Consider the following 20506-nt stretch of genomic DNA (forward strand, 5'->3'; position numbering starts at 1 on the left):
GATGGCGGAAACCGACCGCGTCGCCCTGCTCCGTTCCCTGGAGCTCTTCGATCAGTATCCCGAGGAGCGCCTGCGCGCGCTGTCCGCCTACCTGGAGCCGCTCTCGTTCCCCGACGGCGGGGAGGTCTTCGCCGAGGGCACGATCGGCGACGGCCTCTATTTCGTCCTCTCCGGCCGGGTGCGCGTGACCAAGCGGCTGTCCGGCGGCGGCCAGAAGGACCTGGCCTCGCTCGGGACGGGCGACTGCTTCGGCGAGATGGCCCTGCTCGACGCGGTCGCGCGGTCGGCCGGCGCATACTCAGTCGGAGAGGCGAAGCTGCTGCGCCTCAAGCGCGACGACCTGAAGGCCTGGCTGTCCGCCAACCCGCAGGACGCGATGGGCTTCTTCGCCGAGCTCGTGCAGGTGCAGTCGCGCCGCCTGCGCCGCACCTCCGCGGAGCTCGCGCTGATGTACGACCTGTCGATCCTGCTCATCGAGCCCGCCGCGAGCGCCGTCGAACTGCTCGAGCGCGCCCTGGGCCGCGTCCTGCCCCACCTCGACGGCGACTGGTCGGCCTGCGCCCACGCCTACAACCCCTACAACGAGGAGATGGACCCGGCGGGCGCCGCCGGCGCCGAGGCCTTCGGCCCCGAGGCGGCGGCTTTGCCCTCCAAGACCGCGCCGGACCAGGCCTGGACCGACGAGCGCACCCTCGTCCTCGTGCTCCGCTCGCCGGAGAAGCTCCTGGCGACCCTGCGCCTGCGCGCCGCCGCCGCCCCGGACGAGGGGCGCCGCGCCGAGACCGCCCGAACCATGACCGCCGTCGCGCGCCTGCTCGCCTCGGCGCTCGAGAACATCGATTTCCGCGCCGACGAGGCGCTACGCCGCCGTCTTCAATCGAGGTCCAATGCCCAAAGCTTTTAAGACGGTCACCATCTCGGCCGCGCGCGCGATGAACGAGAACAAGGCCGCGAACATCGTCGTCCTCGACGTCCGCAAGACGAGCCCGCTGTCCGACTACATGATCATCGCGACCGCGCTGTCCCGGCCGCACCTCGAGTCCCTGGAGGACAAGCTCGCCGAGGAGCTCGAGAAGGCCGGCCTGCGCGTCCACCACCGCAACCGCCCGCAGAGCGACCTGTGGCGCGTGCTCGATTTCGGCGGGCTCATCGTTCACCTGATGGTCGAGGAGGCGCGGGAGCTGTACGCGCTCGAGCGGCTGCACGACGGCGCCAAGGAGCTGGCATGGCGGAACTGACGGAAGTCCTCGCGCAGACCGCGCGCCTCGGCGCCAGCGACCTGCACCTCGTCGTCGGCAAGCCCCCGATGGTGCGCCGCCAGGGGGCCATCGAGCCCATCGCCGGTCTTCCCGAGCTCAAGGCCGAGGAATGCGAGCGCATGATCTACTCGGTGCTCGCCGAGGCCCAGCGCGCGAAGTTCGAGGAGAACTGGGAGCTCGACGGCTCGGTCTCCCTTCCGGGAGTCGCCCGCTTCCGGCTCAACGTCTTCCGCCAGAAGAACGGCATCGCCGCGGTCTTCCGCGTCATCTCCGCCAAGATCCCGACGCCGGCCGAGATCGGCCTCATGCCCGCGATCGCGAACCTCATCGACCTGCCGCGCGGCCTCGTCCTGGTCACCGGCCCCACGGGCTCGGGCAAGTCCACGACGCTCGCCTGCATGATCGAGCAGATCAACCTGAAGCACCCCAAGAAGGTGCTCACGATCGAGGACCCGATCGAGTTCGTCTACGAGGACAAGCAGTCCGTCATCCTCCAGCGCGAGGTCGGCTCGACGACCAAGTCCTTCGCCGAGGCCCTGCGCCACTCGATGCGCCAGGACCCGGACGTGATCCTCATCGGCGAGCTGCGCGACCTGGAGACGATCCAGCTCGCGATCAGCGCGGCCGAGACCGGCCACCTGTGCTTCGCCACGCTCCACACGCACGACGCGGCGACGACCGTGGACCGCATCATCGACGTGTTCCCCGCCCACCAGCAGCAGCAGGTGCGCGTCCAGCTGTCGACCGTCCTTCAAGGCGTCGTCTGCCAGCAGCTCCTGCCGCGCAAGGGCGGGGGCGGCCAGGTCTGCGCCCGCGAGTTCATGAAGGTGACGACCGGCATCGCCAACCTCATCCGCGAGGCGAAGACCCACCAGATCTACGGCGCGGTCGAGGCCGGCGCCAAGTTCGGGATGATCTCCATGGACCAATACCTCGCCTTCCTCTACAAGCAGGGCCTGCTCGAGTTCGCCGAGGCGACCGCCGCGGCGCACGACGCGGACAACCTCCGCCGCCTGACCGCGTCCGGCGTCGTACCCGGAGCCGCGTGATGATCATCGCCGCGCTGCGCAAGAAGCTCGCCCACGAGGCCCGCAAATGGGCGGACGCGTCGGGCGTGCCGCTGCCCGGGAGCCTCCCCGTCAACGCCCCGCCGGCGCACGTGAAGGCCGACCTCTCCTTGCCGTGGCCGCTCGCCGCCGCCAAAGCCGCCAAGAAGAACCCGATCGAGTTGGCCAAGTCCCTGGCCGAAGCCTTGTCGAAGGTCCCCGAGGTGGAGAGCGCCGCGCCCGCGCCCCCCGGCTTCGTCAACGTCGTCCTCAAGCAGACGGCGTTGTGCGCGAACCTGAAGGCGATCACGCTGTCGCCGAAAACGTACGGGGAAGACGACGGCGGGCCCAAGACGAAGGTGCTGGTCGAGTTCGTGTCCGCGAACCCGACCGGCCCCCTGCACATGGCGTCGGGAAGAGGAGCGACGCTCGGGGACAGTCTCGTCCGCATCATGAAGCGGCTCGGCCGCGACGCCCGCGCCGAGTATTACGTCAACGACGGCGGCGACCGCGTCATCCTGCTCGGCGAGTCGATCATGGCCCGCTACCGGCAGTCGAAGGGCGAGGACGCCCAGGTCCCCGAGAAGGGCTATCAGGGCGACTATCTGGTCGATCTGGCCGCCGCCGCTCCGGCGGACAAATCGTCCTGGGACGCCCAGGCCTGGGGCCGCTACGCGATGGACACCTTGCTCGCCTCTCATAAGGACGACATGAAGGTGTTCGACGCCCATTTCGACCGCTGGTACCTGGAGAGCGAGCTGTTCGCCTCCGGCGCCGTGCCCAAGACCCTCGAGTTCCTCAAGGGCCGCGGGATGGTGTTCGAGAAGGACGGCGCGGTCTGGCTCGGCACGCAGAGCGCGGAAGGCTCCACCGACGACAAGGACCGCGTGCTGATCAAGAGCACCGGCAAGCCGACCTATTTCCTGCCCGACATCGCCTACCACAAGGACAAGTACGACCGCGGCTTCGAGAGGGTCATCGACATCTTCGGCGCCGACCACCACGGCTACGTCCCGCGCATGCGGGCCGCGATCGCCGCGCTCGGCAAGGCGCCCGAGAGCTACCACGCGATCGTCCATCAGCTGATCCATCTCTTCCGCGGCCAGGCGGCGGTGAAGATGAGCAAGCGCGCCGGCACCTTCATCTCGCTTCGCGAGATAATCGAAGAGGTCGGCAAGGACGCCTGCCGCTTCTTCTTCGCGCTGCGCACGCCCGACAGCCACCTGAACTTCGACCTCGAGCTCGCCAAGAAGCAGTCGAGCGAGAATCCGGTGTTCTACGTGCAGTACGTCCACGCCCGCATCTGCTCGATCTTCCGCAAGGCGGCGGAGACGGGCCTGTACCCGGCCGGGGCCCAGCTGGGCATGCCCAACGCGCGCTTCCTGCTCGCCCCGGAGGAGCGCGCGCTGCTCAACAAGCTCGCCTGGTTCCCCGAGGTGCTGCTCGACAGCGAGCGGCTGCTCTCGCCGCATCCGCTGGCGAACTACCTGATGGAGCTGGCGGGCCTATTCCACCCGTTCTACGAGAAGTGCCCGGTCGTCGGCGCCGAGGACCCCGAGCAGGGGAAGGCGCGCCTGCTGCTGATCGCGGGCGTCCGGGACGCGATCCGCGAAGGCCTGGACCTGCTCGGCGTCAGCGCCCCCGAGCAGATGTAGCGCGCAGCGCCGAGACCATCTTCAGGAGCCGTTCGGCGGGGCAGGGCTGGCGCACGCAGAACTCCGCGCCCTCCGACCGCGCGCGCGCGGCCAGCGGCGCGAAATCGTCCCGCGCGCTGGTGATGATCACCTTCGTCCTCGCGCCCGCCGCGCGCAGCTCCCTCAGGAGGGCGAGGCCGGTCAGGCCCGGCAGGTCCTGGTTGAGGATCGCAACCTCGGGCTTGAGGACCTTCGCCAGCGCCGCCGCGGTGAGGCCGTCGTAGGCCCGGGAGACGCGGTAGCCGGCCGCGGTGAAGAGGAACCCGTAGACGTCGGCGAGGTCGTGCGTCTCGTCGGCGACCAGTATCCGCGGCTTGACGGAAAAATCGTGTTTTCGCATACCTAAGCTTAGCAGACGTCGCGGGATACACAAGACCCAGTCAAGAAACTGTTACACTCGTTCCCATGAGCTATTCCCCCCCGGGCCTGATGTCCGCCGCCGAGATCGAGTCGCGCTCCTTCATCCAGAAGGTCTACGCCTGGATGAGCGTGGGGCTCGCGGTCACCGGGGCGTGCGCGCTGTACATGGCCTCCGACCCGCGCATGATCATGGCCTTGGTCCAGAACAAGGTCCTCTTCTACGGGCTGATGATCGCCGAGCTCGGCCTGGTCGTCTTCCTGTCCGGCTGGGTCAAGACGATGGAGGTCGGCACGGCGCGGCTGGCCTTCCTGTTCTACGCGGCGCTCAGCGGCGTGACCTTGTCGGTCATCTTCCTGATCTACACCCGCGGCTCCATCGCCAACGCCTTCTTCCTGACCGGCGGGATGTTCGCCGTCATGAGCGCCTACGGCTACATGACGAAGACCGACCTCACCTCGATGGGCAACTTCATGATGATGGGCCTCGTCGGGATCATCCTCGCCTCCGTCGTGAACTGGTGGACGAAGAGCCCCGCCGTCGAGTGGGCCGTCTCGATCCTCAGCGTGATCGTCTTCACCGGGCTGACCGCCTACGACACCCAGAAGATCAAGGCGATGAACGTCGTCGGCAACGCGGGCACGGACGAGGACACGAAGGAGGCGATCTCCGGCGCGCTCACCTTGTACCTCGACTTCATCAACCTGTTCCTGAGCCTGCTGCGCCTCACGGGCCGCCGCCGCGACTAGGCTTTACCGAACATTTAACCGCGTGAAATGATTTCCCGGCCGCGCTCGTTTATAATGAGCGCATGGGAAACAACGACCGCGGCCCCCTGACCGGCGCGTACACCGCTCCGCCTCGCCCCCGCAAGACGGGCGGCTCCTCCGGCCTCGCCGTCGCCGGCGCGGGGATCGCCGCGGCGGTGGGGCTGACCTGGCTGCTCGCCCCCGGCTTCTCCGCCCCGAAAGCCCCGGCCCCCGTCCCCGTCGCGCCGCCCGCGCCCGCGGCGGCCGCGCTCCCGATGCCGGCCGCCGCCGCCGCGCCCCGCGCGAAGGCCGCCCCCTCCTCGATCCCGCCCCCGCTCGCCGGCTCGGAGGGCGGCGCCGCGGCCCCCGCGGCCCTGTCCGCCGCCGCGCTGGCCTTCGCCGCGCCCGCGGTCGCGTGGCGGTGGCCGACTCAGCTCAAGGGCTCCTTCGCCCGGACGCTGTCCGGCGGCTCCGGCGCGCCGGCGGCCGGCGCGCCCCTGAGCATCCTGCGCCAGACCATCCTGTCCTGGAACCCCGGCGGCGTCCCCGGCCGGCGCGCGCTGTACCATCAGGTCCTCTCCGACGGCACGGAGCGCGACCGCGTCGAGTCGGAGCTCGACCTCCCGACCTTGCCCGTCATGCAGGACCCGCTCGTCTTCGACCTGGCGAACACGGGCATCAAGACGAGCTCCCGCAAGGCCATCTACGGGATCACCGGGACGAAGGACGACGACAAGCTCAAATGGCTCAACGAGGTCGAGGAGGGGATGGGCATCCTCGTCTTCGACGCCGACAAGGACGGCGCCTCGGGGCGGACCGGCCTCGAGCTGTTCGGCGACCAGAGCGACCTCAACGGCGACGGCCAGGCCGACGGCCATCCCGACGGCTTCTCGACCCTGCGCGCGTTCGTGGACCGGGCCTCGCGCGACGGCGTGCTGCCGCCGGACGCCCGGGCGCGCGGCCTGCTCGACGCCCCCGCGCTCGCGGCGCTGGAGAAGGCCTACGGCCTGAAGATGAAGGTCGGCGGGTTCAACCGCGCGCCGGTCTCCCTGAAGACGGCGGGCGTGCGCGAGATCTCGTTCACCGAGGCCCCGGCCGAGCCCGCCCGGGAGTTCGACGGCCGCGGCAACGGGCTGTCGCTCCATCCCGGCGCCGCGTTCTCGCGCCCCGACGGCTCGCGCGGGATCTACGCCAACGTCTGGCTGACCTCGAAGTAGCTCAGGGCGCCGGGTCGCGCTTGCAGACGATGGTCCCGTCGTCGGCGACCTCGAAGGACACCGACTTGGCGTTCGCCGCGCGGGCCTCGACGAAGTAGGCCGCGTACTGGTCGAACAGGATCCGCTCGAGCTCGCGGATGCCGAACTTGCTGACGCGCATGTTGGCCTCGAGCGCCTGGACGATCAGCTCGGGCGCGACGAAATGCGTCTCGATGCCGTACTCCTGGCCGAGCTTGGAGATCTTGAGCAAGGAGATCTCGGCGACCTGCATGCCGGCCAACGGCTTGAACAGGTAGACCTTGTCCACGCGGCCGAGGATCTCGGGGCGGAAGGTCCCGCTCTCGGCGAGCAAGGTCTTGATCGCGTTCATGATGCGGGGATAGTCGGTGAGGCCCTGCACCGCCTTGCCCATCGAGTCGGCGAGTGAGTTGCTCGTCATGATGATCACCGATTGGGTGAAGTCCGCGGTCTTGCCGCTGCCCTGCTCGGTCAGGCGCCCTTCTCCCATGACCTGCAGGAGGAGGTCGAAGACGGTCGGGTGCGCCTTCTCGATCTCGTCGAAGAGCACGACGCGCTTGGGGTTGGCGAACATGGGGCGCGTCAGCTGCCCGCCCTGCTCGGCGCCCACGTAGCCGGAGGACGCGCCCGTCAGGCGGGACTTTCCCATCTCGGCGCTGGCCAGCTCGGAGCAGTCGAAGCGCAGCAAGGCCTGCTCGTCGCCGAACAGGTACTCGCAGATGGCCTTCGCCAGCTCGGTCTTCCCCGTGCCGGTCGGCCCGAGGAACAGGAGGTTGCACACCGGCCGCGTGCGCTTGTCCTTCATCCAGCTCAGGCGGATGAGGCGCGCCACGTCCTCGACGATCTCGTCCTGGCCCTTCACGCGCGAGCGCAGGTGCTCGACGAGCTTGGCCTCGTCGACCGTGAAGCGCTTGCTCTCCGAGTCCGAGGCCTTGAGCATCCCCTGGAGCTTGGTCCAGTCCGTCATCTTGGAAAGATCGCTCACCGTTTTCTCCTCATGGCAAAGTCCCGGCCCGGCGCCCGCGCCGGAAGATGTCCCGCGCGAAGCCGCCGCGCGCGATGCCCGGCCGCTTCACGCCGAAGCTGTCCTCGTACCCCGTGGCCTCGGCGCCCCGCGTGGTGACGATGCGCGGCTTCTGCTTGCCGGTCACCGTCACCCGCGCGCCCTCGTAGGCGAGGATCACGATGTCGGCCGTGGTGTCCAGGAAGCGGCAGTCGACGAGCTCGACGGCCGAGTCGATCCAGGCCGCGAGCGGCCGCGTGTACGCGTCGAACGTGGTCCGGGTGAACTTCGCCTTGACCGCCCCGCGGATCAGGACGTTGGCCGACGAGCCGGTGAGGCGGACGTCCTCGACCGTGAGCTTCGCGGAGCCGCCGCCCTGCTCGACGATCAGCGGCGGGGCCGACGAGTCGTTGCTGTTGACCTGGACGTCGCGCAGGGTCAGCGCCGAGGCGTAGCCGTACACGGCCCCTCCCGGCTCGGTCTTCGGATACTCAAAATGCGAGCCGCGCTCGACGAGCACCTTCTCGAGCCGGAGGCCGCCGTTGCGCACGCTGATCGTCGCGCCGGGGCCGGTCCAGCTCACCGTGACGGCGCCGGGATAAGAGCCGGTGCCACGGATGCGCACGGACTTGTTCGCGACGTCGACGGGGCCCTCGTAGCTCCCGGGCTTGACCAGGATGAGGTCGCCGTCCGAGGCGCTGAACACCGCGTCGCGCAGGCTCGAGGTGTCCACGCCCGCCGTGCCCGCCGGCCCCACCGTGAAGATGCCGACGCGCGACGGCGCGACGCGCAAGGGCGCCGGCAGCGCGGCCCGCGCCGCTTGGGCCGTCGGCGCCTGCGCGGCCTGAGGCGCGCCCATCAGGCTGTTGAGCAGGCTGTTGATCCCCCCCAGGCCCCCGGCCGGAGCGCCGACGATGCCCTGCGTGTTCCCCACGCCCGAGCCCGTCAAGGTGAACTTCGGCGGCGTGGACGGCACGGACGCGGCAGGGCCCATGACCATCGCCGACGGATCCCGCGCGGCGGCGGTCACGCCGCTGTAGGTGGCGAGGTCGGACGAGGCGGGCGCCGGGGGGGTGACGGCGCCGTACGACCCGGGATCATCGAAGGCCCGGTCGGCCGGCGCGGCCGCGGCGGGCGCGGGCGCGGACACCGCGGCCGGCGCCGCCGGGGGCGGCAGGCTCTCGTGACGCGCCGTCGCCGAGCCCAGCGCCGAGACCACGTAGGCGACGCCCCCGACGGCGGCGAACATCTGGAACCAGGTGTCCTTGAGCAGGCGCTTCTTCACGGCCGCTCCCTCGCGAGGCCCAGGACCGCCCCGCCGGTGTGCGGGTCGAGGCCCAGCGAGACGGCGCTCGAGCCCTTCTGGCGGGCCTCCTCGAGCAGGGGATCCATCATGCGGCGCAGGCAGCGCGTGAGCTGGCGCACGCCGTACTCGCCGAACTCGGCGTTGAGCGCCACCGCGCGCGCGAGCAGCTCGGGCGAGAGGTAGCTGACCACGATGCCCTGCTCGCGCCACTGCTTGGCGATCTGCAGGCAGGCGATCTCGGCGATGTGGATCGGCGCCAGCGCGTCCATCAGCACGATCTCGCTGAAGCGGGCGAGGAAGGCCTTCTCGAAGCCGGCGTCCTTGATCAAGGCGTCGCGCGCGCGCGCCGCGAACGAGGAGGCGTCGTCGGTCTTGAGCGCGCGCAGGCGCTCCGCGCCCGCGTTGCAGGTCGCGAAGAACACGCAGCCGCTGAAATCGACCATCTTCGACGAGGAGCGGTCGCGCACCTGCCCGCCGTCGAGCGCCTCGAACAGGCCGTGCAGGACGTCGGGGTGGCACTTGTCGATCTCGTCGAGCAGCACGACGCGGTAGGGATCCTCGAGCAGCGCCCCGGTCAGCGAGCCCGTCTCCGCCCCGCCCGCGGCGCCCAGCAGGCCCTGCAGGTCGTGCGGGTCCTTGAACTGGTTCATGCGCAGGATCACCGGCTCCTTCTCCGGCCACAGGGCCATCGCCGTCATCTGCGCGAGGAAGGTCTTGCCCGTCCCCGTCGGCCCGACGAGGAGGAAGGAGCCCAGGCTGCGGCCGGGCCGCGCCAGCTCCAGGCCGCGCTGGACGCTGTGCACGATCAGGTCCACGGCCGCGTCCTGGCCGCGCACGTTCTCCTTGATCCAGCTGCCGTAGTCGCGCAGGCGCATCTTGCGCAGGACCTCGTGGTCGACGAGGCCCTCGCCGCGCGCGGCCGCGTCCTCGCGCGAGATCGCCCAGAAGCGGTAGATCATCCCGACCCCGGCGAGCGCGAATATCCAGGGCAGCACCTCGGGGGCGCGCTGCTTCACCCCGATCAAGGCGCCGCCGATGGCCATCACGGCCATCAGGACGAAGAGGGGATGCGTGGGGCTCGATCTCACTTGTAGTCGATGGTCCAGCTGTCGGTCTCGCCGACCAGCATCCGCCGCGAGACGACCGTCCCGGCCGAGGTCTGCAGGCCGAGCGTGACGCCTCCGACGCCGTCGCGCACCGCCTTGACCGTCACCCGGTGCGACTCGCCCTTCTTGAGCGGGATCTCGAGCGTCGCCCCGCCGTGGGTCAGGGCCAGGTACGACACCGGCACGCCGTCCACGAGGATCTGCACGACGTCGCCGTCCTGGTCCACGTCGTCGATGAGCCGCATCGAGAAGATAGACCAGCCGTCGGAGCGCACCGCCTCGTGCCCTTGCGCGGTCAGCACCGACTGAGGCGCGGATGCCGCGGGCGCCGCCAGCTCGGGCGGCACGACGGGCAGCGGCGAGGAAGCCCGGTTCTCCGCGGGCACGGCGGGGGCGGAGGGGGCGGGATCCGCGGGCGCGACGGCGGCCGGAGCCTGCGGGGACGCCGGCGCGCCGGTGCCCATCGTCGTCGGAGCGGCGCCTCCGGCGCCGGCGGGCGCCGGGGACTGGCGCACGCGCTCGGTGGCCGCGGCGTTCAGGTCGGCGTCGGTCACCGTGATGACCTTGTCCTCCTGCCCGGCGGCGATCGCGATCGGCGCGGGGCCCGACGGCTGACGATAATGGATGGCGGTCCCGGCCAGCGCCCCGGCCGCGATCAGCGCGGCGAGGACCAGGATCCCCCTCCCTTTGGCCGCCGGCTGTCCCGGAAGCGGGACATAGGCCGAGCCCCGGGACGGGTCGAGGCCTTGAGGAGAGGACGCCGCCTTGGGCGCGGCGTCGGCCTTCGATTTATTCGGCTCGGGAGAGGGTTGTTCGCTCATGGGAGCTCCGGGACTCCATAGTATTGAGGAAGGGCGCAACCTTGTCAACGCCTGATTAGACCCCTCTTTAGGAAAGACGCCGGGCGACTGACGGCACCGTCAGTCGACTGTTTCCGGAAACAGTCGACCGAAAAGGAGGGCTCTCGCGGAGAACTCTCACCGGGGCGGATTCCCCGCGACGAGAGCTATATCTCCTTGAGGGCTTCGGACGCCGCGCCGATGGCGAAGTTGAGGTCCTTCTCGGTGTGGGCGTAGGAGACGAACGCCGCCTCCCACTGCGCCGGCGGCAGGTAGACGCCGCGCTCGATCATGCCGTGGAAGTAGCGCCCATAGGCCGCCTTGTCGGCCTTCATCGCCGAGGCGTAGTCGGTGACCTCGCCCTCGAGGAAGAACGGGGTGAACATCGAGCCGATGGACTGGATGCGCAGGGGCACGCCCGCGCGCAGCGACGCGCGCCGCAGGCCCTCGCACATGTAGTCGGCGAGCTGGGCCATGCGCTTGTACGGCGACTCGGAGTGGAGCAGGTCGAGCATCGCCGTGCCGGCCGCGACCGCGACCGGGTTGCCCGACAAGGTCCCGGCCTGGTACGCCGGACCCTCGGGAGAGATCACCGACATGACGTCGCGCCGGCCGCCGTAGGCGCCCATCGGCATGCCGCCGCCGATGATCTTGCCGAGCACGGTGAGGTCGGGCTTGATCTTGTAGAGGGTCTGCGCGCCGCCGTAGCAGACACGAAAGCCGGTGATGACCTCGTCGAAAATCAACAAGGCCTTCTCGCGCTTGGTGATGCGTCGCAGGCCTTCCAGGAAGCCCTTCGCCGGAAAGACGACTCCCATGTTCGCGGGAATGGGCTCGACGAAGATGGCCGCGATCTTCCCTTTGTTTTTCTTGAACGCGTTCTCCACCGCCGTTAAATCGTTAAACGGCACGACAACAGTCGTCGCCGCGAAGGACTTCGGCACCCCCGCGGAGTCCGGCACCCCCAAAGTCGTCGCGCCGGAGCCGGCCGCGACCAGCAGGCTGTCGAAATGTCCATGGTAGCAGCCCGCGAACTTGATGATCAGGTCGCGGCCGGTGAACGCGCGCGCGGCGCGCGCCGCGCTCATTCCCGCCTCGGTCCCGGAACTGGTCATGCGCAGCAGCTCGATCGACGGCAGCGCCTTCTTGATGCGCTCCGCCAGGTTCACCTCGGCCTGCGTCGCCGCGCCGAACGTCGAGCCGCGGGCGACCGCGTCCTGCGCCGCCCGCACGAGCTCGCGCCGGGCGTGGCCGAACATCAGAGGACCCCACGACAGGCAGAAGTCGAGGTACTCGCGGCCGTCGTCGGCCTTGAGGTACGCCCCGGACCCCGAGTTGACGAACAGCGGCGTGCCGCCGACCGACTTGAAGGCGCGCACCGGCGAGTTGACGCCGCCGACGAGCGACTGGCGCGCGCGGGCGAAGATCTTCTTCATGTCGGTCTGCTTCGGGTTCTTCTTCAGGCGAGCCATTTGGCGGCCTCCAGGGCGTAATAGGTCAGGATGAAGTCGGCGCCGGCGCGCTTGATCGACGTCAGCGACTCCAGGGCCATCTTCCGCTCGTCGACCCAACCGTTGGCGGCCGCGGCCTTGATCATCGCGAACTCGCCCGACACCTGATAGGCCGAGGTGGGCAGGCCGAACCGGACCTTCACCGCTTTCAGCACGTCGAGATAGGGCAAGGCGGGCTTGACCATCACCATGTCCGCCCCCTCCTCGACGTCGAGCGCCACCTCGCGCATCGCCTCGTCGAAGTTGGCCGGGTCCATCTGATAGCTCGAACGGTCGCCGAAGCTGGGCGGGGACTCGGCGGCCTCGCGGAAGGGCCCGTAAAAGGCGCTCGCGTACTTGGCCGCGTACGCGAGTATGGGCGTATCGCCGTAGCCGTGCTCGTCGAGGGACTTGCGGATCGCCGCGACCTGGCCGTCCATCATGCCCGAGGGCGCGATGACGTCGAAGCCGGCCTTCGCCTGCGAGGCGGCGGTCTTCGCGGAGAGCGCCAAGGTCGGGTCGTTGAGCACCTTGCCGTCCTTGACGACGCCGCAGTGGCCGTGGTCGGTGTACTCGCAGAAGCACAGGTCGGCGATCATCAGCAGGTTCGGGTGCTTGTCCTTGATCGCCTTCACCGCGTTCTGCACGATGCCGTCGTCGGCGTAGGCGCCGCTGGCCTTGCCGTCCTTCTTGTCGGGGATGCCGAACAGGATCAGGCCCGGGATGCCCTCGCGCACGGCGGCGTCGGCAGCCTTGACCGCCATGTCCACCGAGTACTGGTAGTGGCCGGGCATCGACGAGATCGGGCGCTTCTCCCCCTTGCCGGGGCGGATGAACAGGGGGAGCACGAAGTCCTTGGCGGTGAGATCCGTCTCCCGGATCAGGGCGCGAAGGGCGGGGCTGGAACGCAGGCGGCGAGGGCGCGTGACGGGGAAGCTCATAGGCCGCATTTTACATCATCGACGGCCGATTTCATCTGACGGGAGGCAAGCCCGGCTCAGCGGCCGAGCTTCTCGAAGGCCCGGCGCGCGTGCGCGGTCGCCATGAACTCCGCCCACACCGCTCCGGAGCGGGCGTTCTCCACCGCGAGCAGGATGGCGCCCTGGTCGATGCCGACGGCGTCCGGGGAGCGCCACAGGCCGTCGGCGTTGAAGCGCTCCCGCCAGCGCGGGTCGGTGTTGAAGGCGTCGGAGAAGCCGTAGCGCCCCCAGATCCGGTCGCCGTACTTCGCCTTCATGTGGCGCAGGGCCGCGACCGAGAGCGCCGGCGTGTGCGCCGCCGAGCCCCCCGCCGCCGCCGGGGCGACGGTCCCGTCGTGGATGATCGCGTCGGGGTAGGCGCCGTAGGGGCGGTAGCCGTCGGGGCCGTCGCAGGCGGTCAGGCCCCAGCAGTTCGGGCCGTACGTCCTGTACTCCTTCCTAGCCGCGATCGCCGCGGCGCGGTGGGCGAGCGCGGCCTCCACCGACTTCTCGAAATAGTCGTGGCCGTCGTCCTTCCAGCCGCGCAGGTCGAGCCACAGCTGGGAGAACTGATGCGTGAACAGCGACCCTGACGCCTGGGTCAGCGGGCCTTTTTCCGGGCGCTTCCAAGAGCGCCACGACTCGGCGGGCAGCGGATGCGTCGGCGAGCCGAGGCCGAGGATGTAGAGGATCTGGTGCTCGCTGTAGGCGTCCCAGCGCGACTCGATGAAGCCCCCGCGCTCGCTCCAGCCCATCGACAAGGTCCGCGACTCGGGCTTGGCCCCGCCGTCGGTCATCATCCACGGGAAGTCCACGCGCTCGTAGATCTCGCGCGCCAGGCGGTCCACCTCGGTCCCGGCGAAGCGCCGGCCGGCCGTCAGCGCCCCGGCCAGGAGCAAGGCCGTGTCGATCGACGAGATCTCGGAGGAGCGCAGCGGCCGGCCGTCGACCGCCTCGACGAAATGGTGGAACCAGCCGTGCTCGTGGGCCTGACGGTCCTTCAGGTGCCGCAAGGCGGTCAGCGCCCGCGCGTAAGCCTGCTCGCGCGTGATCCAGCCGCGGGCCTCGCCGATCGTCAGCGCCGTCAGGCCGAAGCCCGTCGCCGCCATCGAGGCGATGCCGCGGTCGCTCCCGCCGAAATTCCCCGCCCGGTCCTTCGTCAGGCCGGTGACGGGGTCGGTCTGCTCCCAGAAATAAAGGAACGCCTTGCGCTGGACCTCGTCGAGGAAGCGCTCATCGCTCTTGCTGAAGCCCGACGCGTTCGCGGACGCCGCGGCCCGGAAAGGATCCTCGATCTCGACGCGGTAGGCCTCCGCGTCTCCCGCCCCGACGTAGAGAGACGCGGTCCCGTCCCCGCCGCGGATCAGGCCGCCGCTGAAGAGGACGTCCTCCAGGTCCGGCCGCTTCGACGCCCCGGCCGGCAGCCGGCCGCGCTCGAGCAATATCTTCATCGGCGTGCGCCGTCCCGTCGCCGGGTCGACCGTGAAGGCCATCGGATAGTAATGCCGGCCGCCTTTCTCGTCGAAGCGGGCCACGTGGCCCAGGACGCCGACGAGCCCGCCCGGCAGCACGTGCAGCTCGTTGGCCCCGCCCCATTCGTCGGCGCGGAACAGGCCCTCGAGGATCTCGGCGCGCGAGATCGCGCCGGGCTCGAGCGCGCCCAGCCCGTCGACGACCGTCATCGCGATCTTGCCCCGGCCGCCGGCCTCGCCCTGCGGCCTTGTCACGACGAGGAGCTTCCCGTCCGGCAATTCGGCCAGGCGTATGTCCTTCATGCCGTCGGGGCCGACGGCGAAGCGCTTCAGCTTCGACAGCGAGGCGCCGCGGTAGAACACCGTGCGATAGCCGAGGCCGCCGTCCTTGGGGAAGGTCTCCACGCCGCCCAGCACGAGCTCGCCGCCGATCCGCGAGACGAAGGGGTCCTGGAGCTTCAGGCGCGGCGCGCCCGCCAGCGGCCGCCAGCGGCCGCGGCTCTTCTCGAAGAAGATCACCTCGGACTCCTCGCTGTCGCGCGCCTCGACGCGGGCCGCCATGACCTCGACCGCGCGTCCGCGGAAACTCGTCTTGAAGGGAGCCGTGGGATTGTAGGCGTCGCGGCCGCCGATCCCGGTGAAGCGCAGCTTGCGGCCGCTCGCGGCCCGGCCCTCGGCACGATAATCCGCGACGAGCCCTTCGACGCCCGCCGGCGCGGCCGGCGCCGGGGCGACGGGATCGGAGTCCGAGTCCCGCTTCGGGACGCCTCCGGCGTAAAGCGCGTCGAGGCGTCCGGGCATTTCCGCCGCCGGAGCGAGTGCCAGCGCCTGGATCAGCGCGGCGCGCGCGAGCACCGCCGTCGCCGCGGGGACGGGGACCGGCGCCGCGGCCGGCGCGGGAACGAGCGACGGGACCAGACCGAGCGCCGGGGCGCTCATCGGCGAGAGCGAAGGCGCCCCCATCGTCATCCCCAACGCGGGGATGACGCCCGTCGCCGGGATGGAACCCGTCGCGCCCGCCTTGCCCGCCGGACCGACGGTCTGCGCCGCCGCCTCGTGAAAAGGCGCGCTAAGGAGGACGGCGAGGGCCGCGGACTTCCTGAAAAGTCTCACTGTTCCAAGGATATCATCCGCGCCGTTCCAAGGCCTGGGCAGTTAGGGACGACGGGGGCAGGCATAAGGCCTAGCCTCTGAAATGAGGAGCGGGCCCGCTCGTCGCGGGCCCGCTCCATTATTCGAATCAGGGACGGCCTGTACCCCGGATTCTGTCCACCCTTGCGGGCTCGAGGACCATTTCTCTCAGCGGCTACCGGGCGGCCGTGTGGGATCAGCGAAGCTGATCCACCTGACGCGAGCAGCGTCCTCCGCCCAACTGCCTTGCTCCCGACGGGGTTTACCTATGCGCGGCGCCTTGCGGCGCCGCCGGTGGGCTCTTACCCCACCTTTTCACCCTTACCCCCACGTTGAGGGCGGTAACTTTCTGTGGTACTTTCCGTCGACGGGGCTTCTCGTCCCCGCCTCCCCGCCTTTCGACGGGCGTCGCGCTCATCGGAGTCCGGAAGTTCCTCCAACCCTCGCGGGTCAGCGGCCCTCCGGCCGTCCCTGAAATCGTTTAAGCCGCGGCCGTGGGAACGAGCAGCTCGGGCTTGTAAAGGATGCGCTGGCAGCTCTCGCAGGTGACCAGGCTCTTGAGCTTGGCGATCTCGAGGATGATGCCCGGAGTGAGATTGATTTGGCACGAGCCGCAGTGGCCGCCGACGACCGGCACGACGGCGTCGGGCTTGCCGCGCCCGCGGATGTGGTTGTAGACCTTCATCTCCGACGGAGCCACGGCGGCGGCCGCCGCGTCGCGCCCCGTCTTCTCGGTCCCGAAGCGTCCCTTCGCGTGAGACATCTCGGCCTCGAGCTTCTCCAAGTCCTTCTTGGAGAACTCCTCGGTCTTCTTGAACTCGGCGGTCGCGGCCTTCTCCTCGGCCTTGGCCTTGTCGAGGTCCTCCATGATCTGGAGGATCTCGGTCTCGATGTCGCCGGCCGCGGCCTTCTCGGCCTCGATCTCGGCCTGCATCGCCTTGTACGCGTCGTTCGACTTCAGATCGTTGAGCTGGGCGGAGTGCTTGCGCGCGGCCTCGTCCTTGGCGGCCACGTCGAGCTCCTTGGCTTTTTTCTTCTTCTCGAGGTCGAGTATGCGCGCCTTCGCCTCGTTCATGTGGCGCTTCTCGCCCTCGAGGTCGGCCTTGAGCGCGGCGATGCGCGGAGGCACGGCGTCGATCTCTTTCTGGATGGCGTCGAGGACGTTGTCCTTGAGCTGGAGGGCGACCAGGGCGAGTAAGGCTTCTTTGGTCAGTGCCATAGGATAGGTCCAGTATAGGATATTTCCCTCGGAGGATGGCTGAAATGGTGCGGCACTCCCCGCAGGGGGTTCTCGCCATGAAGATCGCCTCGGCGTTCCTGGCGCTCCTGATCGCCTTGCCCCCGCAGCTCTCCGCGGCGGACGCGGACGTCGAAACCTCGACGTCCTCCGCCGCGGTTCTCATTTCCACCGCGCCCCTCGCCGAGCCGGTCACGGTCACCGCCCCGCGCCTGTCGGAAAAACAGGTCCTGGAGACGGCCCGCACGGCCGGGGCCGGAGCCGCCGTCGCCGGGACCGGCCTGATGGCCTACGCCGCGTTCTTCACCGCCGGGGGCCCCTTCGGCTGGGCGGCCGCCTTGCTCTTCCTCGGGGGCATGACGGCGTACATGTCCCACCGCCGCCTGCAGGGGAAGGAGGATTTCTCCTGGAGCGCGCCGCCGGCGGGATCCGAGAAAGCGGCGAAGAAGCCCCGCCCATAACAGGTCCAAAGAGACGCCGCGCCTGGGACTTTCGCCTCATACCGTCGGGCGGCGCGATGGCGTATGATGACCCGGCATGAAAAAGCTTCTCCTCCCCGTCCTGCTGCTGTGCGCGTCGAACGCGGCCGCGCAGATCGTCCGCGTCGGCTGCACGCCGGTCGAGGCCGAGCCGATGAGCACGGAGGAGCTCGAGCGCGATCACAAGCCGCTGCTGCGCGGCGAAGGCGCGGCGGTCGCCCTTCTCGCGCGGGCGCCCCGCGTGGAATGGGACCTGGGCGAGAAGAGGACGGCGCGCCTGGGCGTGTATCTCACCCGGGCCTGCGCCTTGGGGCTGAGCGTGTCGGTCGTCCCCGGCGGGGAGCTCTCCTCGCCGTACCCCGACTCGGCCATCGCGGAGCTTTCCCGCATGCTGAAGAACGGCGCCCCGGACTGGGCGCTGTCCGTCACGCCGCCCAATACCATCTCGGTCCGCAAAGGCGCGCAGGTCCACTCCACCGATCTGCCGAAGCTGCTTCAGCGCCGCCTCGACGCGGCGACGGTCATCGCAATGAACGGCTCGCCCGTTCGCGTCATCTTCGACGGCTGGCTCCTGTTCATCGTGCCGGAGAACGCCGAAAAAGCGCTCAACTTGTCCGTCCGGTCCAGCGTTTATCCTTGGGCCTATTATGACCTGACGCCCTACGGCCTTCCCCGCCTCGTCGCCCGCTTCGACAAAGACCAAGCCGTCCTCTGGGCCCTCCCCTAAAGCGCAACTGACGGTACCGTCAGTTCAAGGCCTGAGGATGATGGGGGATGATAAAGAACGAAGCCGTTCGCCTCTTTCTCGTTTCAGCCGTTAAAAAATTGAGAGAGGCGAACGGCTTGGGCAGTACAGGATTTGAACCTGTGACCCTTGTCGTGTGAGGACAATGCTCTACCGCTGAGCTAACTGCCCGTCGGAAGACGCCGAACGGCGGACATTATAGCATAGCGCCGACGGGGTCTAGAAGGACGCGAACCAGTCGTAGATCCGCGAGGGGATCTCCTTGATGTAGTTGCGCGTCTCCTTCGGGGCCACGCGGTCGAGGGCCGCGGCGCCGTACTTGCGCACGGTCCGCTGGACGTTGCCGATGCCCCAGTTGTAGGAGGCGAGCACCATCTTGAGCTTCTCGGCGGGGACCTTGGACAGGTCGGACATGTCCAGGTTCATCTTGAAGAAGGAGTTCGCGATCCAGTTCAGGTACTTCACGCCGGCCTTGATGTTCGCGGCGGGATCGTAGAGGCTGCCGCGCACGCCCATGTCGGCGGCGGTCTCGGGCATGAGCTGCATCAGGCCCGTGGCGCCGGACCCGCTATTGCGCGCGTTCCTGCGGAAGTTGGATTCCTGGTTGATGACGGACAGGACGATCATCGGGTCAACCTTCTGGCGCCGGCCCTCGGCGATGGCGGTGTCGATGATCTTGGGGCTGACGCCCTGCGACCGGAGCAAGGAGCGGATCTTGTCGTAGCGGGCGGGATCGTTGGCGGGCAGCGGCGGCTCGGCGAGGACGGCGCCGTCGTTGGCCGGCGCGGCGAAGGAGCCGGGGACGGCGCGGGAGTTGTCGAACGCGAAGCCCCACGAAGCCTGCGGCCTCAGGCTGGCCGAGCGAACCGCCTTCACCTGGGACTCGACGCGCTGCGCGGAGAGCTGTTGGCGCAGGGCCAGCACGAAATCGATCTCCGAGGCCTTGGCGGCGGAGAACTTCTCGAACGACGACGCGCCGGCGGCGAAGCGCGGGGCCTCGCCGTACAGGCTGCGCAGCAGGACGGCCTTCCAGTCGCCGAAATCCTTCTTGGCCTTCTCGAGCTGGGCCGGGTCCTTGGCGGCGGCCGCCGCCGCCTTGAGGTCGTTGAGACGGGGCGTGAAGCGCACGGTCACCTGCGGAAGGGGCACGGTCTGGGGCAGGAGGGCGGCGCGGGTCGCCTCGATCTCCGCGATGAATGCGGCACGGGCGTTCTCGTTGACGGGGACCGCGGCGGAGGCGCCGAAGGGCGCCAGGATCATCGCCGCGAGGAGCATGTAGGTCTTCATGCCTAAAGAATAGTAGGTCCGGGCCCAAACGGTCAGGGGCTGCGGACCCATCCGCGTCTAGGCCTAAAGGCCTAATTTCGGGGCTAAGCCCAGGGGAGGCGGCGCACGATGCCCTGAATCAGGGGCAGACGCAGGAAGCGCAGAGGCTTGCCCTCGGCGTCCTTCCAGACCGAGGAATCGGCCGATTCGTCGCGGTTGTCGCCGAGCACGAAGAAGCTCTTTTCGGGCACCACCAGGGGGGCGAGACTGTCCCCCTCCAGGCTTTCATCCGCCCGGGAATGAACGGCATAGGGCTCATCCAGCTCTTTTCCGTTTATAAAAACTACCTTTTTCCTCATTTCGACGGTCTCGCCGGGGAGGGCGACCACGCGCTTGAGCAGGTCCGGGCCGCCCACCGGGCTGCGGAAGGACAGGACATCTCCCCGGCGCGGGGCCCGCATCCGCAAGGTGACCTTGTCCAGGATCAGCAAGGTGCCGGTCTTGAGGGCCGGCTCCATGGAGGGACTGGCCACGTACACCGGCTCCGCCACCCAGGTCCGGACCGGGAGCACGACCGCCAGGGCGATCGCGAACAGCTTCAGAAGTCGCGCTATCTCCATCGCTCTTAAGGATACCCGGTAAAGAAGGCGGCGTCCAGTCTCGCTCGGTTGACACCGTCGCGGGCGTTTGGCTATAATTTCGGTCCCGCCATCCGTTGGTCTTTCCCTCGGCTCGGCTGCGACGCGACGTTGGCGTTGCCGCGCCCGGAGACCCGGCAAGGCGGGGCAGTCGCGGGCGTAGTTCAATGGTAGAACACGAGTTTTCCAAACTCGTTACGTGGGTTCGATTCCCATCGCCCGCTCCAGATCGTCGTGTTTTTCAACGCTGGGATAGCTCAGCTGGTAGAGCATCCCCTTGGTAAGGGGAAGGTCGTGGGTTCAATTCCCATTCCCAGCTATTTTTGTCGTCGCCGCACCGACTCTTAAAGACAACAGCAAACAAGGAGACCTCACGCCATGTCCAAGGCTAAATTCGAGCGCACCAAGCCGCACGTCAACATCGGCACCATCGGGCACGTCGACCATGGCAAGACCACTTTGACGGCCGCGATCACCAGCTATCTCTCGAAGAA

20 protein-coding genes, 3 tRNA genes and 1 other RNA gene are annotated in these 20506 nt (G+C 69.1%); 11 read left to right on the forward strand and 13 right to left on the reverse strand.

Translation table 11 applies throughout. The annotated features are described in order from the left end of the window. Position 1 precedes the first annotated feature (1 nt). The 4 genes from HYV14_08690 to HYV14_08705 are packed head-to-tail and all read left to right on the forward strand — an operon-like array spanning position 2 to position 3960. Positions 2–904, forward strand: coding sequence for a cyclic nucleotide-binding domain-containing protein (locus tag HYV14_08690; protein MBI2386078.1), 903 nt, complete (start codon positions 2–4; stop codon positions 902–904). After that, complete coding sequence (gene rsfS, locus HYV14_08695; GenBank protein MBI2386079.1) at positions 888–1238, forward strand: ribosome silencing factor; 351 nt, start codon at positions 888–890, stop codon at positions 1236–1238. Before HYV14_08690 ends, rsfS begins: the two co-directional genes overlap by 17 nt. Beyond that, positions 1226–2308: a type IV pilus twitching motility protein PilT gene (locus HYV14_08700; protein MBI2386080.1), complete on the forward strand. Its 1083-nt coding sequence runs from the start codon at positions 1226–1228 to the stop codon at positions 2306–2308. The genes rsfS and HYV14_08700 overlap by 13 nt, the downstream gene beginning before the upstream one ends. Beyond that, the gene (locus tag HYV14_08705) at positions 2308–3960 is read left to right on the forward strand and encodes an arginine--tRNA ligase (protein ID MBI2386081.1); all 1653 of its coding nucleotides are present in this window, start codon (positions 2308–2310) and stop codon (positions 3958–3960) included. Before HYV14_08700 ends, HYV14_08705 begins: the two co-directional genes overlap by 1 nt. Here HYV14_08705 and HYV14_08710 read toward each other — a convergent pair. After that, a complete protein-coding gene (locus HYV14_08710; protein MBI2386082.1) occupies positions 3938–4339 on the reverse strand; it encodes a response regulator in 402 nt (133 codons plus the stop codon). The two genes, HYV14_08705 and HYV14_08710, sit on opposite strands and share 23 nt — an antisense overlap. A 65-nt stretch (positions 4340–4404) precedes the next feature. Between HYV14_08710 and HYV14_08715 the strand changes: the two genes are divergently transcribed. Both HYV14_08715 and HYV14_08720 read left to right on the forward strand, forming a co-directional pair. Then, entirely contained in the window at positions 4405–5106 is a 702-nt protein-coding gene (locus HYV14_08715; protein ID MBI2386083.1) for a Bax inhibitor-1/YccA family protein, read from the forward strand. 62 nt (positions 5107–5168) lie between these two features. Then, complete coding sequence (locus tag HYV14_08720; protein MBI2386084.1) at positions 5169–6323, forward strand: hypothetical protein; 1155 nt, start codon at positions 5169–5171, stop codon at positions 6321–6323. Position 6324: 1 nt separating this feature from the next. On the opposite strand, the gene HYV14_08725 is transcribed toward HYV14_08720, so the two are convergent. The 9 genes from HYV14_08725 to HYV14_08765 form a co-directional block, all read right to left on the reverse strand. Beyond that, complete coding sequence (locus tag HYV14_08725; GenBank protein MBI2386085.1) at positions 6325–7326, reverse strand: ATP-dependent Clp protease ATP-binding subunit; 1002 nt, start codon at positions 7324–7326, stop codon at positions 6325–6327. A gap of 10 nt (positions 7327–7336) precedes the next feature. Further along, on the reverse strand, positions 7337–8629 hold the full coding sequence (locus HYV14_08730; GenBank protein ID MBI2386086.1) for a hypothetical protein: 1293 nt from the start codon (positions 8627–8629) through the stop codon (positions 7337–7339). Next, positions 8626–9738 (reverse strand): ATP-dependent Clp protease ATP-binding subunit, encoded by a 1113-nt coding sequence (locus HYV14_08735; protein ID MBI2386087.1) that lies wholly within the window; start codon positions 9736–9738, stop codon positions 8626–8628. The genes HYV14_08730 and HYV14_08735 overlap by 4 nt, the downstream gene beginning before the upstream one ends. Beyond that, complete coding sequence (locus HYV14_08740; GenBank protein MBI2386088.1) at positions 9735–10577, reverse strand: hypothetical protein; 843 nt, start codon at positions 10575–10577, stop codon at positions 9735–9737. Before HYV14_08740 ends, HYV14_08735 begins: the two co-directional genes overlap by 4 nt. 185 nt (positions 10578–10762) lie before the next feature. Next, complete coding sequence (hemL, locus tag HYV14_08745) at positions 10763–12031, reverse strand: glutamate-1-semialdehyde 2,1-aminomutase (GenBank protein MBI2386089.1); 1269 nt, start codon at positions 12029–12031, stop codon at positions 10763–10765. 23 nt (positions 12032–12054) lie between these two features. Beyond that, the gene (gene hemB, locus HYV14_08750) at positions 12055–13026 is read right to left on the reverse strand and encodes a porphobilinogen synthase (protein MBI2386090.1); all 972 of its coding nucleotides are present in this window, start codon (positions 13024–13026) and stop codon (positions 12055–12057) included. Positions 13027–13082: 56 nt separating this feature from the next. Beyond that, entirely contained in the window at positions 13083–15629 is a 2547-nt protein-coding gene (locus tag HYV14_08755; GenBank protein MBI2386091.1) for a DUF1861 family protein, read from the reverse strand. A 125-nt stretch (positions 15630–15754) separates the two neighbouring features. Then, positions 15755–16120, reverse strand: an RNA gene (gene rnpB, locus HYV14_08760) — RNase P RNA component class A. Between the two features lie 8 nt (positions 16121–16128). After that, entirely contained in the window at positions 16129–16866 is a 738-nt protein-coding gene (locus HYV14_08765) for a hypothetical protein (GenBank protein ID MBI2386092.1), read from the reverse strand. Between the two features lie 35 nt (positions 16867–16901). On the opposite strand from HYV14_08765, the gene HYV14_08770 reads away from it, so the two are divergent. Further along, a complete protein-coding gene (locus HYV14_08770; protein ID MBI2386093.1) occupies positions 16902–17345 on the forward strand; it encodes a hypothetical protein in 444 nt (147 codons plus the stop codon). 76 nt (positions 17346–17421) lie between these two features. Continuing rightward, complete coding sequence (locus tag HYV14_08775; GenBank protein ID MBI2386094.1) at positions 17422–18090, forward strand: hypothetical protein; 669 nt, start codon at positions 17422–17424, stop codon at positions 18088–18090. A gap of 117 nt (positions 18091–18207) precedes the next feature. Here the strand turns inward: HYV14_08775 and HYV14_08780 are convergent. The 3 genes from HYV14_08780 to lepB form a co-directional block, all read right to left on the reverse strand. Next, positions 18208–18279: transfer RNA gene (locus HYV14_08780), tRNA-Val, on the reverse strand. A 48-nt stretch (positions 18280–18327) separates the two neighbouring features. Further along, positions 18328–19395, reverse strand: coding sequence for a transglycosylase SLT domain-containing protein (locus HYV14_08785; GenBank protein ID MBI2386095.1), 1068 nt, complete (start codon positions 19393–19395; stop codon positions 18328–18330). Positions 19396–19478: 83 nt separating this feature from the next. Then, entirely contained in the window at positions 19479–19994 is a 516-nt protein-coding gene (gene lepB, locus HYV14_08790; GenBank protein ID MBI2386096.1) for a signal peptidase I, read from the reverse strand. A gap of 171 nt (positions 19995–20165) precedes the next feature. Here lepB and HYV14_08795 point away from each other — a divergent pair. From HYV14_08795 to HYV14_08805, 3 genes are all read left to right on the forward strand, one after another. Then, positions 20166–20239, forward strand: a tRNA-Gly gene (locus HYV14_08795). A gap of 19 nt (positions 20240–20258) precedes the next feature. Then, positions 20259–20331 (forward strand) — tRNA-Thr (locus HYV14_08800). 59 nt (positions 20332–20390) lie between these two features. Beyond that, positions 20391–20506 (forward strand): hypothetical protein (locus tag HYV14_08805; protein MBI2386097.1); only part of this gene is annotated, 116 nt, incomplete at its 3' end.

The organism is Elusimicrobiota bacterium, from assembly GCA_016182905.1.
In the GTDB taxonomy this organism is placed as follows: Bacteria; Elusimicrobiota; Elusimicrobia; order UBA1565; family UBA9628; genus GWA2-66-18.

What these genes read in the sequence shown, in the direction of transcription:
- HYV14_08690 (MBI2386078.1), top strand. Translation starts at nt 2, where the DNA reads ATGGCGGAAACCGACCGCGTCGCCCTGCTCCGTTCCCTGGAGCTCTTC.
- rsfS (MBI2386079.1), top strand. Translation starts at nt 888, where the DNA reads ATGCCCAAAGCTTTTAAGACGGTCACCATCTCGGCCGCGCGCGCGATG.
- HYV14_08700 (MBI2386080.1), top strand. Translation starts at nt 1,226, where the DNA reads ATGGCGGAACTGACGGAAGTCCTCGCGCAGACCGCGCGCCTCGGCGCC.
- HYV14_08705 (MBI2386081.1), top strand. Translation starts at nt 2,308, where the DNA reads ATGATCATCGCCGCGCTGCGCAAGAAGCTCGCCCACGAGGCCCGCAAA.
- HYV14_08710 (MBI2386082.1), bottom strand. Translation starts at nt 4,339, where the DNA reads ATGCGAAAACACGATTTTTCCGTCAAGCCGCGGATACTGGTCGCCGAC.
- HYV14_08715 (MBI2386083.1), top strand. Translation starts at nt 4,405, where the DNA reads ATGAGCTATTCCCCCCCGGGCCTGATGTCCGCCGCCGAGATCGAGTCG.
- HYV14_08720 (MBI2386084.1), top strand. Translation starts at nt 5,169, where the DNA reads ATGGGAAACAACGACCGCGGCCCCCTGACCGGCGCGTACACCGCTCCG.
- HYV14_08740 (MBI2386088.1), bottom strand. Translation starts at nt 10,577, where the DNA reads ATGAGCGAACAACCCTCTCCCGAGCCGAATAAATCGAAGGCCGACGCC.
- hemL (MBI2386089.1), bottom strand. Translation starts at nt 12,031, where the DNA reads ATGAAGAAGATCTTCGCCCGCGCGCGCCAGTCGCTCGTCGGCGGCGTC.
- hemB (MBI2386090.1), bottom strand. Translation starts at nt 13,026, where the DNA reads ATGAGCTTCCCCGTCACGCGCCCTCGCCGCCTGCGTTCCAGCCCCGCC.
- HYV14_08765 (MBI2386092.1), bottom strand. Translation starts at nt 16,866, where the DNA reads ATGGCACTGACCAAAGAAGCCTTACTCGCCCTGGTCGCCCTCCAGCTC.
- HYV14_08770 (MBI2386093.1), top strand. Translation starts at nt 16,902, where the DNA reads ATGGCTGAAATGGTGCGGCACTCCCCGCAGGGGGTTCTCGCCATGAAG.
- HYV14_08775 (MBI2386094.1), top strand. Translation starts at nt 17,422, where the DNA reads ATGAAAAAGCTTCTCCTCCCCGTCCTGCTGCTGTGCGCGTCGAACGCG.
- HYV14_08785 (MBI2386095.1), bottom strand. Translation starts at nt 19,395, where the DNA reads ATGAAGACCTACATGCTCCTCGCGGCGATGATCCTGGCGCCCTTCGGC.
- lepB (MBI2386096.1), bottom strand. Translation starts at nt 19,994, where the DNA reads ATGGAGATAGCGCGACTTCTGAAGCTGTTCGCGATCGCCCTGGCGGTC.